A 13698-nucleotide genomic window follows, 5' to 3' on the forward strand; every position below is an offset into this window, starting at 1 on the left:
ACCAATAAACACGTATAAAATGACAAATTATTTTAATACACTATCGCTTCGTGACCAATTAACGCAATTGGGAAAATGCCGATTTATGGACACTCATGAATTTGCGAATGGTGTATCTGCACTAAAAGGAAAGAAAATTGTAATTGTTGGTTGCGGAGCCCAAGGTTTAAATCAAGGTCTTAATATGAGAGATTCTGGTTTAGATGTATCTTATGCCTTAAGGGATGCAGCCATTAAAGAACAAAGACAATCGTATAAAAATGCTACGGAAAACAACTTTGTTTGTGGTACTTATGAAGAATTGATTCCTATTGCAGATGTAGTCATTAACCTTACGCCAGACAAGCAGCATACTAACGTAGTAAATGCGGTAATGCCTTTGATGAAGAAAGGCGCAACCTTGTCTTATTCTCACGGCTTTAACATTGTAGAAGAAGGCATGCAGGTACGTGAAGATTTAACTGTAATCATGGTGGCACCTAAGTCTCCAGGATCAGAGGTTAGGGAAGAATACAAAAGAGGTTTTGGTGTGCCAACACTAATTGCGGTTCACCCAGAAAACGACCCAGAAGGTAAAGGGTTAGAACAGGCTAAAGCTTATGCAGCAGCAACGGGTGGCGATAGAGCAGGTGTGTTAGAGTCTTCTTTTGTTGCAGAGGTAAAGTCAGATTTAATGGGTGAGCAAACTATTCTATGTGGTTTGTTGCAAACAGGTTCTATCCTAAGCTTCGATTTAATGGTAGCTAAAGGCATAGATGCGGGTTATGCCTCAAAATTGATACAGTACGGTTGGGAAACCATCACAGAAGGTCTTAAGCAAGGTGGTATTACTAACATGATGGACCGTCTGTCTAATCCTGCTAAAATAAAAGCTTTTGACTTGGCGGAAGAGTTAAAAGAAATTATGCGTCCATTGTTCCAAAAGCATATGGATGATATTATGAGCGGTCATTTCTCCAAAACAATGATGGAAGATTGGACTAATGATGATAAAAACCTATTAACGTGGAGAGCAGAGACAGGCGAAACTAATTTTGAAAAAACTCCCGCAGGTGACATTGAAATAACTGAGCAGGAATTTTACGATAATGGAGTGTTAATGGTGGCGTTTGTAAAATCTGGTGTGGAATTGGCATTTGAAACCATGACTGAATCCGGAATTATTGCAGAATCTGCTTATTATGAATCGTTACACGAAACACCACTTATTGCGAATACTATTGCACGTAAAAAGTTATTTGAAATGAATCGTGTAATCTCTGATACGGCAGAATACGGTTGTTATTTGTTTGATCATGCTTGTAAACCTTTGTTAGCGGATTTTATGAAAACCGTAGACACAGACGTAATTGGCAAGCCGTTTGCAGCGGGCCAAGGAAATGGTGTGGATAACCAACGATTAATTGCTGTAAACAAAGCCTTAAGAGAACACCCGGTAGAAGTAGTAGGAGCGCGTTTACGAGCCTCAATGACCGCAATGAAACCGATAGCTTAAAACAATACAAGGCAGGTTTAAAACCTGCCTTTTTTTATATCTTTTTTTGAATGAAAGAAGAAAGTAATACTTATGTTCCCAAAATAAGTGCAATACAGCAAGCTGCGATTACCATAAGTAGTATCGCAGAAGAAACACCTTTGCAAGAAAGTATACGGCTAAGCAAAGCACTTGGGGCTAATGTATTGTTAAAACGGGAAGACTTACAACGGGTACGTAGCTACAAAATTCGTGGTGCTTTCAATAAAATTCATTCACTTTCCAAAGAAGCATTGGAAAATGGAGTGGTTTGTGCCAGTGCGGGTAATCATGCACAGGGTGTAGCGTTTGCTTGTAGCCATCTTGGGGTTAAAGGAACCATCTACATGCCAGTGGTAACCCCAAAACAAAAGATAGACCAAACCAAAATGTTTGGTGGCGATTGGGTTACCGTAGTTTTAAGCGGTGATACTTTTGATGATGCCTATCTGGCAGCCCAAAAAGAATGTGATGAGCAAGGTAAAACGTTTGTGCACCCATTTGACGACCCAAAGATTATAGAAGGACAAGCCACGGTTGGTTTAGAATTGCTCAACCAAACTAAAGTGCCTATAGATTATGTTTTTGTACCTGTTGGTGGTGGTGGTTTGGTGTCTGGTATCTGTTCGGTTTTTAAAGAGTTGTCTCCCAACACCCAGATAATCGGGGTAGAACCAGAAGGTGCTCCTTCCATGAAAAAATCTATGGAGTTGGGTAATGTAACAGTACTTGAAGAAATTGATAAATTTATAGATGGCGCTGCGGTAAAGCGGGTAGGAACACTTAATTTTAATATCTGTAAACAGCATTTAAGTCAGATGGTTACAGTGCCAGAAGGTTTGGTTTGCCAGACCATTTTAGACTTGTACAACAGGGATGCTATAGTGGTAGAACCTGCTGGTGCGTTAACTATTGCGGCATTGGGTCAATTTAGCGAGCGGTTAAAGGGTAAAAATGTGGTCTGTATAGTTAGTGGTAGTAACAATGATATTACTAGAACTGCAGAAATTAAAGAACGAGCGCTTTTATTTGGTAAGGTAAAACATTATTTTATTGTTCGTTTTCCGCAAAGACCTGGGGCATTAAAACAATTTGTGGCAGATATTTTAGGGCCTACAGATGATATAACCCATTTTGAATACTCTAAAAAGTCTAGTAGGGAAGATGCACCGGCCGTTGTGGGTATAGAGTTGCAGTCGCCTTTAGACTTGGAGCCACTGATTAAACGTATGAAAGAAAATAACTTTTTTGGCGACTATTTAAATGACAAACCAGATTTGTTTCAATACTTGATTTAAACTTAAATCTAACTTAAAAAAGGGATTAAATACAAGAACACTTAGCATGACAACAACACCACAAATTCCTGAAGAATTTCAAATAAAAGAACAAAAACACCAAAGACATTATTTAGTCAATGGTGAACTTAGAGCGTGGAATGGCGCTACAACAGAAGTTATTTCCACTATTTCTAGTACAGAAGATTACCAACCTACCATTTTAGGAAGTATCCCAGATATGGGAGAAAAAGAGGCTCTAGATGCATTAGATGCAGCTTTAAAAGCGTATGACCAAGGTCAGGGCTTGTGGCCTACCATGAAAGTAAAGGACCGTATTGAGTGTATGGAAACCTTTGTAAAAAAGATGGAGGCCAAAAGAGAAGAGGTAGTTAAACTTTTAATGTGGGAAATAGGGAAGTCTAAGCCCGATTCTTACAAAGAATTTGACCGTACCGTTGAATACATTTACGATACAATAGAAGATTACAAGCAGTTAGATCGAGACTCGGCTAAATTTCAAAAGCATGATGGTGTTTATGCGCACATACGCCGTGGACCTTTAGGAGTTGTATTGTGCTTGGGCCCTTACAATTATCCTTTAAACGAGACGTTTGCGCTATTAATACCCGCGATAATCATGGGTAATACTACTATTTTTAAACCCGCAAAACATGGGGTTTTGTTAATAGCACCTTTGTTAGAAGCTTTTCAAAGTAGTTTTCCAAAAGGCGTGGTCAATATTCTTTTTGGAAGGGGTAGGGCAGTTGCTGCGCCAATTATGCAAACAGGAAAAGTAGACGTTTTGGCATTAATTGGTAATAGTAAATCGGCCAATGCATTGCAAGAGCAACATCCAAAAAGCAATAGGCTAAGATTAGTTTTGGGGCTCGAAGCTAAAAATCCGGCCATAGTGCTACCGGATGCAAATATGGATTTAACGGTGAACGAAGTTATTGCTGGGACAACCTCATTTAACGGGCAACGGTGTACCGCTCTTAAAGTGGTTTATGTTCACGAAGAGGTTAAAGACGAATTTTTTGAGAAATATACCAAGGCTATCGATGCCCTAAAATTTGGTAATCCATGGGAAGATGGCGTTAAGCTTACGCCACTACCAGAACCTGGAAAACCAGATTATATTCAAGAATTAATTGATGACGCCGTAGCAAAAGGTGCTAAGATAATGAACGAAAAAGGCGGGCAGCGTTTTGATAATTACATTTGGCCAGCGGTATTGTATCCCGTAACAAAAGATATGCGTGTGTACCAAGAGGAGCAATTTGGACCAGTAGTACCCGTGTTGTCTTTCAAGGATATTTCTGAACCCTTAGATGATATGGCAGAATCTAATTACGGACAACAAGTGAGTCTATTTGGTAAAGACGTTTATACCTTATCGCCTTTAATTGATACATTGGCCAACTTGGTTTGTAGGGTAAACCTAAACAGTTCTTGCCAACGCGGACCAGACGTGTACCCGTTTACAGGGAGAAAAGACTCTGCGCAAGCAACTTTGAGCGTGCACGATGCTTTACGTTCTTTTAGTATTAGAACGTTTGTTGCCTTTAAAGACAATGAGGTGAACAATGAAACAGTAGAGCAACTATTGGAAGCTAAGGTGAGCAACTTCTTAAGTACGGATTACATATTATAATTGCAATTAACTAGAATTAAAACTGTGCGGCCCTTGTTTTAACAAGGGCTTTTTTTGTGGATTGTTATACTTTTGGAATACTTTAAAAATAGTAACTATGAAAATATCTAAAATTACAATAGTATTAGCGGTGTTGCTCACTTTTGGCAGTTGTGCAGAATTGCAACAAGTAGTAAATAATTTGCCAACCACAGGTGGTCCGGTAACCCAAGAAGAAATCATTGGTGGTTTAAAACAAGCACTTGAGTTTGGTGTGGTAGAAGGGGTAAATATCTTGAATAAGGAAGATGGTTATTTCAAAGATGAAGCGGTCAAAATTTTATTGCCAGAAGAACTACAGAAGGTAGACGCAACACTGCGTAAAATAGGTCTATCTAACTTAGCAGATGAAGGATTGAAGGTATTGAATAGGGCTGCAGAAGATGCAGTAAGCGAAGCAAAACCAATTTTTGTGCAGGCCATTAAGGATTTTACTTTTGCCGATGCTAAAACCATTTTAACATCTTCCAATGATCTGGCCGCTACTGAATATTTAGAGGGTAGTACCTCTACAAAATTAGCAGCTGCTTTTGAACCAAAAATTGCTGCTTCATTAGATAAAGTAGGGGCAAACGATATTTGGGCAACTATTATTCAGAAATACAATACCGTTCCATTGGTGAAACCGGTAAATCCAAATTTAACAGAGTACGTAACCAATCAGGCAATTGACGGTTTGTTTGTAAAAGTAGGCGACAAAGAAAAAGAAATTAGAAACTCTGTATCTTCTAGAACTACCGCGTTGTTGCAGAAAGTATTTGCTCTACAATAAAATATACTTGTTTAAGAGATTAAAGTCTGGCTTTATAGCCGGACTTTTTTGTTATATCTATTCGTCTTTAGCATCTAAAATTTACACTTTATTAACAATATATTATACAAATTAAGGCAACACATGTTAATATAGCATATAAAAGTAACAATTTACTATCATCTCAACAGGAACAAAATTTGGAACTTTGCACAGTAGATAATATGATAAAAAACAAAGAATTAAAATATATTCTATGAAACAGAATATCAATACAACAAAACCATTGTTAGCATTAGCTTTAGGTGGTTTTGGAATTGGCTTAACCGAGTTTGTTATCATGGGTATTTTACCAGAGGTAGCAAATGGTTTACAAGTTAGTATTCCAGAGGCAGGGCATTTTATAGCGGCTTATGCTTTAGGTGTTGTAGTAGGTGCACCATTATTAGCTTCTATGGGCGATAAATTGCCTTCTAGAAAAATGTTATTGCTATTAATGGTTTGGTTTACGGTTTTCAATACTTTGTCTGCCTTTTCTCCTAATTACTATACCATGTTGAGCATGCGCTTTTTATCAGGCTTACCACACGGTGCATTTTTTGGAATTGGCTCTATAGTTGCCACTACTTTAGCAAAAGAAGGAAAGGCGGCCCAAGCTATCGCCATAATGTTTTCGGGCTTAACCGTTGCGAATTTGATAGGTGTTCCATTAGGTACCTATCTAGGACAAACCTATAGTTGGAGCATCTCTTTTTTCTTAGTGGGTATTGTTGGTATACTAACTTTTTTGAGCATCTTTTTTTGGATGCCTAAAATTGATGGTGAGGTAAAACAGCAATCCGATGAAAAAGAGCAGCCTAAGGCTAATGTACCAGTATTCAAAAACGGAGAGCTATGGGCCATAATTGCTTTAACAGCCATAGGTACAGGTGGTTTTTTTGCATGGTACAGTTATATTGCTCCTTTGATAACGGATGTGGCCAATTTACCAGAGTACGTGGTAAGCTATGCTATGGTAATTGCTGGTGCAGGCATGGTTTTAGGTAATTTTATTGGCGCTAGAATGGCAGAGGTATATAAGCCTTTAAAATCGGTGATAATAAGTTTAACCGCAATGAGTCTGGTTTTATTGATTAATTCCTTTTTTGCATTTAATGCCATAGTGGTATTGGTTTTAGCCTTTTCTATTGGATTAATCACCTTTACGGTTGCCGCGCCCTTGCAAATGGCAATTATCAATAGTGCAAAAGGAGCGGAAAAAATTGGTGCTTCAATGAATCAAAGTGCATTTAATATAGGTAATGCTTCTGGTGCATATTTAGCCGGACTACCATTGGTCTTTGGATTTAGCGTAACTGCAGCCAGTGTGGTAGGTGCTATTTTGGCAGGTTTAGGTGTTCTAATTGCTATTGGTATTATGGTTTATAGAAAGCAAAAAGTAAAAGCCGAGAAACAAAAAAATCAGTTAGCCTCTTGTTGCTAATGTATTTTAAAGAAATAAAAAAAGGCCTGAATGCTTAGTTCAGGCCTTTTTTGGTTATTATAAGTTATGGCTTAAATGTTTTTGGCCAACCAATCCCCAACCTCCGAGGTTTTGTACGCCTTACCACCTTCAGCTATATCTTCTGTTACGATACCTTCTGCTAAAGATTTGTTTACCACATCACGGATAGCTTGCGCTTCTTCAGAAAGCCCTTTATCTTCAAAAAGCATTGCGGCAGATAATACTGTTGCTAACGGATTAGCGATGTCTTTACCCGCAGCTTGTGGATACGAGCCGTGTATTGGTTCATATAAAGAAACTTCACTACCAACAGAAGAGGAGGGCATTAGCCCCATAGAGCCAGAGATTACAGAAGCCTCATCGGTTAAAATATCGCCAAACAGGTTAGCGGTAATTATTACATCATATCCTTTGGGCCATTGTATTAAACGCATGGCTACGGCATCTACAAATTCATAAGTTACCTCTACTTCTGGGTAATCTTTTTCCATGGCTTGTACGGTTTCTCTCCAAAGACGAGAAGCCTCTAAAACGTTGGCTTTATCCACGCAGCACAATCTTTTTCCACGTTTTAAAGCCATTTCAAAACCCTTTTTAGCCAAGCGCTCAATTTCAAAACGATGATAGGTCATGGTGTCAAAAGCGGTGTCACCATCATTTAGTCTACCTCTTTCACCAAAGTATACTCCACCAGTTAGTTCTCTAAGGATTATTAAATCGGTTCCTTCTATACGGTCTCTTTTTAAAGGTGATTTATCTATTAAAGAAGGAAAAGTGAAAGTTGGACGTACATTGGCGAACAACCCCAATTTTTTACGCATTTTTAATAGGCCTTGTTCTGGTCTTACTTTTGCAGAAGGGTCATTGTCAAAACGTGGGTCGCCTATTGCGCCAAATAGGACAGCATCTGCATTAGCACAAACTTCATGTGTCTCGTCCGGATAAGGCTCTCCCACGGCGTCAATGGCAGCTGCACCAGTAAGTGCAGGCTTCCAAGTAATATCGTGCCCAAATTTTAGGGCTACGGCATCACTAACTTTAACCGCTTGATCTATAACTTCTGGTCCAATTCCGTCTCCTGCCAATAAGGCAATATTTAATTTCATGTATGTAGTATCTAAGTGTGGTTATCAAATTAAGTTCAACATTTTTTCCGTGGCTTTGATTGCAGATACCGTTTGGTCAGAATCCAAGCCCGTTGTCACAAAATCCTGCTTCTTCGTCTTCCATGTTATCATGGTTTCACAAAGGGCATCAGAATTACTGCCTGGTGGTATACGTACGGCATAATCTATCAGCTTTGGAAGCTCACGGTCAATTTGTTTGTATATTTTTTTCAAGGCAGTGATGAAGGCATCAAACTGTCCATCGCCTTGTGCATTTTCTTCAAAAATTTTCCCTTCAATCTCTATGGATAGGGTAGTAGAAGGCTTTAATCCTTTAGCATGTGTAAGAACATAGGATTTTATAAAGACCTTTTGTTGAAAGGCACTGCTGTCCAATACATCAGAAATAATGTAGGGTAAGTCTTCTTTGGTAACTTTTTCCTTCTTATCGCCCAGCTCTATTATCCTTTCGGTAACCTTTTTAACCTCATCTTCATTAAGGGTAAGTCCTAGCTCTTGTAAATTCTTTAAAATATTGGCTTTTCCAGAGGTTTTTCCTAATGCATACTGCCTTTTTCTACCAAAACGTTCTGGCAATAAATCATTAAAGTAAAGATTGTTTTTGTTGTCTCCATCTGCATGTATACCAGCGGTTTGTGTAAAAACATTCTCGCCTACTATAGGTTTGTTGGCTGGGATGCCAAATCCTGTAAATGTAGAAACCAATTTACTTACTTTGTATAAGCTAGATTCCTGTACTCTGGTGTCAATTTCTGGTAAAAAATCATTGATTACCGCAATGGTACTAGCTAGCGGTGCATTACCGGCACGTTCTCCCATACCATTCACGGTAAGGTGTAATCCATGACAACCGGCCTCTAGGGCTTCCATGACATTGCTTACACTTAAATCATAGTCGTTATGACCATGAAAATCAAAATGTGAGTTAGGATAACGCGCTATTATTTTAGAAATATACTGATGCGTTTCTTTTGGTGTAAGCACACCTAAGGTATCTGGTAACAACACCCGTTGAATAGGTTGTTGGGTTAAAAAGTCTAGAAATTGAAATACATAATCTTGAGAATTACGCATGCCATTGCTCCAATCTTCTAAGTAAACATTAGTGGCAATACCGTTTGCTTTAGCTTGTACAATGGTTTCCTCAATAGCTTTAAAATGTTCCTCGGGTGTTTTTCTAAGTTGATGGGTTAAATGATTAAGAGAACCCTTAGTAAGCAGGTTTTGCACCCTTGCACCAGCTTTAAGCATCCAATCTATGGAATTGCCACCATCAACAAAGGTTAAAACCTCTACCTTATCTATGCAATTGGCCTCTGCGGCCCAAGAAGTAATGTTCTTAACAGCTTGAAATTCCCCTTCGGAAACACGTGCCGAAGCAATTTCTATACGGTCTACCTTTAGTTCTTCTAGCAATAGTTTGGCCAAAGTGAGCTTTTCTGAGGCAGTAAAAGACACTCCAGAGGTTTGTTCACCATCCCTTAGGGTGGTATCCATTATTTCTATGGTTCTCGCCATGGAATGTTATTAAATAGGTCTAGAACTAGCGAATTCCTTGATGTCTTCTTTTAAATTTAGGAGGTAATCTATATCATCAAAGCCGTTTAAAAGGTTCCCTTTTTTGTATTCGTTGATATCAAAAGATTCTGATTCTCCGGTTTCTGAAAGCGTAATGGTTTGTGAAGGTAAATCTACCTTTAGTTCTGTGTGTGGGTTCTTTTCAATCGCTCTAAAAATCTTTTCTAAAAATTCTGGACTCACTTGTACCGGTAATACGCCAACATTTAAACAATTGTTTCTAAAAATGTCTGCAAAGAAACTAGATACTACACATCTAAATCCATAATCGTATACTGCCCAAGCAGCATGTTCTCTAGAGGAACCAGAACCAAAGTTTTTACCACCTACAAGAATTTTACCGCCGTATTGGGCGTTATTTAGTACAAAACTTTCTTTGGGAGTTCCGTCATTGTTGTATCTCCAATCACGGAAAAGGTTGTCTCCAAATCCTTTACGTTCTGTTGCTTTTAAGAAACGAGCAGGAATAATCTGGTCTGTATCTACGTTTTCTATAGGTAAAGGTACTGCGGTACTCGTTAAAACTTCAAATTTATCGTATGCCATAGTCGTATGCTTTATTTTGATTTCCGCTAAAGCAGAAATATTTAGATTTTAGATTGATTATGCTTCTTGCAATTGCATTAATTCCCTAGGGTCTGTTACCTTGCCCGTTACCGCTGCTGCTGCTGCCACTAGCGGGCTTGCCAAAAGTGTTCTAGAGCCAGGACCTTGTCTGCCTTCAAAGTTTCGGTTACTGGTACTTACCGCATATTTGCCAGCAGGCACCTTGTCATCGTTCATAGCTAAACAAGCAGAGCAACCAGGCTCTCGCAATTCAAAACCAGCTTCTTGTAAAATGTCTAAAATTCCTTCTTCTTTAATGGCAGCTTCCACCTTATGAGAACCAGGAACTAGCCAAGCCGTTACATTATCTGCCTTCTTTCTTCCTTTAATTATAGAAGCAAAAGCTCTAAAATCCTCTATTCGCCCGTTGGTGCAACTTCCTAAGAACACAAAATCTATTGGTTTACCAATCATAGAATCGCCTTCGTTGAACTCCATGTAGGCTAATGACTTAGCAAAGGTTGCTTTAGCTCCGTCTATTTGTTCCGCCGTTGGGATAGAGTTGCTAATACCAAAGCCCATACCTGGATTGGTACCGTAGGTAATCATAGGTTCTATTTCGCTAGCCGCAAAAGTTAACTCCTTGTCAAACGTAGCGTCATCTTCAGTATATAAGGTTTCCCAATAAGCCATGGCTTTATCCCAGTCTGCGCCTTTTGGTGCAAACTCTCTTCCTTTAACATATTCAAACGTTTTTTCGTCTGGGGCAATCATACCACCACGGGCACCCATTTCTATACTTAAGTTACAAACCGTCATACGGCCTTCCATACTCATTTCTCTAAAAACGCTACCAGCGTATTCTACAAAATAGCCTGTAGCGCCAGAAGTGGTAAGTTTAGATATAATAAATAGGGCAACGTCTTTTGGCGTAACCGCCGTGCTTAATTCGCCCTCAATATTAATTCGCATTTTTTTAGGCTTTGGCTGCATTATACATTGGCTGGCCAATACCATTTCTACTTCTGATGTTCCAATACCAAAGGCGATGGCACCAAAAGCACCGTGAGTAGAAGTATGGGAATCTCCACACACGATAGTTGCACCAGGAACGGTAATTCCGTTTTCTGGACCTATTACGTGTACAATTCCGTTTTTTTCATGTCCAAGGCCCCAGTAAGGAATACCATGTTCACCTGCATTTTTCTCTAATGCTTTTAGCTGATTTGCAGATAATTCGTCTTTTACTGGTAAGTGTTGGTTTATAGTAGGGGTATTGTGGTCTGCCGTTGCAAAAGTCCTATTTGGATACAAAACAGGAATATTTCTGTTTTTAAGACCTAAAAAGGCTACCGGACTTGTTACCTCATGCACCAAATGGCGGTCTATAAATAGGACGTCCGGACCGTTTTCTATATTCTTAACAACGTGTGAATCCCAAACTTTATCAAAAAGCGTTTTACCCATGTCTCTGTAATTACAAATTTAGCTTTCAAATCTAAGCAATAGCATTGTTTCAACAGGGTAGGGTAGGTCATGAAATTACGATGTTCAACAGAAAAGTTGGCTATTGTTACAGTTGGGTCAGTTTAACTAATGTAGCCCCAAAGTCCTTTACCCTTAACTAGTTGCGTATAGGTATTTCTAATTACATGATGGTCTGGTTGTTCTAATTTTGGGTCGTTCTTTAGCAATTGGATAGCATGGTAACGTGCCAATTTTAGAATAGGATTATCTTTAACGATATCAGCAATTTTAAGATTTAACATTCCGCTTTGTTGTGTACCCATTAAATCACCTGGTCCGCGTAATTTTAGGTCAACTTCGGCAATTTCAAATCCATCATTGGTTCTACACATAGTTTCTAGGCGTGTTTTAGCATCTTCAGATAGTTTATGGCTCGTCATTAGAATACAAAAACTCTGCTCAGCGCCCCTACCTACACGGCCACGGAGCTGGTGTAATTGGGATAATCCAAATTTTTCTGCACTCTCTATAATCATAACGGATGCATTGGGTACGTTTACACCCACTTCTATTACGGTGGTAGCTACCATAATTTGTGTTTCGCCCTTAACAAAGCGATCCATTTCATAATCCTTGTCTTGCGGCTTCATTTGTCCGTGAACAATGGAGATTTGGTATTTGGGAGAAGGAAACTCCCGTGCAATACTCTCATAACCATCCATTAGGTCTTTATAATCTAGGGCTTCGCTTTCTTGAATCAGTGGATAAACCACATAAATTTGTCTGCCTTTTTCTATTTCGTCTTTTATAAAACGGAAAACTTTTAATCGGTTGGCATCAAAACGATGCACAGTTTTAATAGGTTTGCGGCCAGGCGGCAGTTCATCTATTACGGATATATCCAAATCGCCATACAAACTCATGGCCAAGGTTCTTGGAATTGGAGTGGCGGTCATAACTAAAATGTGAGGAGGAATGGTGTTTTTCTGCCATAGTTTAGACCGTTGGGCAACCCCAAAACGATGTTGTTCATCTATGATGGCTAACCCTAGATTTTTAAACTGTACTTTATCTTCTAAAACGGCATGGGTACCAACCAAGATGTTAAGATTGCCATTTTCTAATTGGTTGTGCAAAAATGTACGTTCTGCCTTTTTGGTTGAACCGGTTAATAAGGCAATTTTTATGTCGGTTTTATGCAATAATTCTTTTAATCCGTTGTAATGCTGCTGTGCCAAAATCTCGGTAGGTGCCATTAGGCAGGCTTGGTAGCTGTTATCTATGGCCAAAAGCATACACATTAAGGCAACAATAGTTTTACCAGAACCAACATCGCCTTGCAATAAACGGTTCATTTGTGCACTACTGCCCATATCATTACGAATCTCTTTTATCACCCGTTTTTGGGCATTGGTAAGCTCAAATGGTAGGTGATTGGCATAAAATTCATTGAATTTTTCGCCTACGGCGGTAAAAGGCATTCCTTTTATCTTGCGTTTTCGCACTGCCTTTTTAGATAGTAATTGTAGTTGTACGTAAAATAACTCCTCAAATTTCAATCGAAACTGTGCTTTGGCCAATAAATCTTGACTTTTTGGGAAATGAATATTAAGTAAAGATTCCGGTCTTGGTAATAAATTCAATTCGTTGAGTAACCCTTGGCTCAAAGTTTCTGAAAAATTGGCCTTGGTTTCCATGAATAATTGTTGCACCATTTTACTTACTACCTTGTTGGTAATGCCTTTATTGGTAAGTTTTTCCGTAGACGGATAAATGGGTTGCATACTTATTTTAAGTCCAGCTTGGTGGTCTTTAAGTAATTCCATTTCTGGATGTGGCATGGAAAAGGTACTCCCAAAACGATTTACCTTACCAAAAACCACGTAAGGGGTATTCATTTTTATGTTCTCTTTTATCCATTTGTGACCTCTAAACCAAACCAATTCCATTTGTCCCGTTTCGTCTATATAAGTAGCTACTAAGCGTTTTCCTCGTTTTTGTTCCACGGTTTTTAGATGCACAATCTTACCCACTATTTGTACATCTGCTCCGCTATTGTGCAACTGCGAGATTTTATAATATTGTGTTTTATCTAGATACCGATTGGGATAAAATTGCAGTAAATCGCCATACGTTTCAAGGCCTAGCTCACTTTTTAAGGTCTCGGCACGGTTAGGGCCAACACCTTTTAGGTAAACCAAGGGTGTGTGAAGCAAGTTGGGTTTCATCCGATTAAAAA

The 13698-nt window shown here is 38.9% G+C and carries 10 protein-coding genes; 5 read left to right on the top strand and 5 right to left on the bottom strand.

The window, feature by feature from the left end:
* Positions 1 to 19: 19 nt before the first annotated feature.
* From ilvC to FBT53_RS03500, 5 genes are all read left to right on the top strand, one after another.
* Positions 20 to 1495 (top strand): ketol-acid reductoisomerase, encoded by a 1476-nt coding sequence (gene ilvC, locus FBT53_RS03480; RefSeq protein ID WP_136949777.1) that lies wholly within the window; start codon positions 20 to 22, stop codon positions 1493 to 1495.
* A 50-nt stretch (positions 1496 to 1545) separates the two neighbouring features.
* Positions 1546 to 2811 carry a threonine ammonia-lyase gene (gene ilvA, locus FBT53_RS03485; RefSeq protein ID WP_136949778.1) on the top strand — a complete coding sequence of 422 codons (1266 nt, stop codon included), beginning with the start codon at positions 1546 to 1548 and terminating at the stop codon, positions 2809 to 2811.
* A gap of 46 nt (positions 2812 to 2857) precedes the next feature.
* On the top strand, positions 2858 to 4447 hold the full coding sequence (locus FBT53_RS03490) for an NADP-dependent glyceraldehyde-3-phosphate dehydrogenase (RefSeq protein ID WP_136949779.1): 1590 nt from the start codon (positions 2858 to 2860) through the stop codon (positions 4445 to 4447).
* A gap of 97 nt (positions 4448 to 4544) precedes the next feature.
* Positions 4545 to 5258 (top strand): DUF4197 domain-containing protein, encoded by a 714-nt coding sequence (locus tag FBT53_RS03495; RefSeq protein ID WP_080318411.1) that lies wholly within the window; start codon positions 4545 to 4547, stop codon positions 5256 to 5258.
* Between the two features lie 235 nt (positions 5259 to 5493).
* Positions 5494 to 6720, top strand: a complete 1227-nt coding sequence (locus FBT53_RS03500; RefSeq protein ID WP_136949780.1) for an MFS transporter — start codon at positions 5494 to 5496, stop codon at positions 6718 to 6720.
* Positions 6721 to 6791: 71 nt separating this feature from the next.
* Here FBT53_RS03500 and leuB read toward each other — a convergent pair whose 3' ends face one another.
* The 5 genes from leuB to recG form a co-directional block, all read right to left on the bottom strand.
* Positions 6792 to 7847 (bottom strand): 3-isopropylmalate dehydrogenase, encoded by a 1056-nt coding sequence (gene leuB, locus FBT53_RS03505; protein ID WP_136949781.1) that lies wholly within the window; start codon positions 7845 to 7847, stop codon positions 6792 to 6794.
* 24 nt (positions 7848 to 7871) lie between these two features.
* Positions 7872 to 9386 carry an alpha-isopropylmalate synthase regulatory domain-containing protein gene (locus FBT53_RS03510; RefSeq protein WP_136949782.1) on the bottom strand — a complete coding sequence of 505 codons (1515 nt, stop codon included), beginning with the start codon at positions 9384 to 9386 and terminating at the stop codon, positions 7872 to 7874.
* Between the two features lie 9 nt (positions 9387 to 9395).
* Complete coding sequence (gene leuD, locus FBT53_RS03515) at positions 9396 to 9992, bottom strand: 3-isopropylmalate dehydratase small subunit (protein ID WP_010516622.1); 597 nt, start codon at positions 9990 to 9992, stop codon at positions 9396 to 9398.
* A gap of 57 nt (positions 9993 to 10049) precedes the next feature.
* Positions 10050 to 11459, bottom strand: coding sequence for a 3-isopropylmalate dehydratase large subunit (gene leuC / locus FBT53_RS03520; RefSeq protein ID WP_010516624.1), 1410 nt, complete (start codon positions 11457 to 11459; stop codon positions 10050 to 10052).
* Positions 11460 to 11581: 122 nt separating this feature from the next.
* Positions 11582 to 13687: an ATP-dependent DNA helicase RecG gene (recG, locus tag FBT53_RS03525; protein ID WP_136949783.1), complete on the bottom strand. Its 2106-nt coding sequence runs from the start codon at positions 13685 to 13687 to the stop codon at positions 11582 to 11584.
* Positions 13688 to 13698 lie beyond the last annotated feature (11 nt).

The organism is Flavobacterium sp. ASW18X, assembly GCF_005144745.1.
Lineage (GTDB): Bacteria > Bacteroidota > Bacteroidia > Flavobacteriales > Flavobacteriaceae > Croceivirga.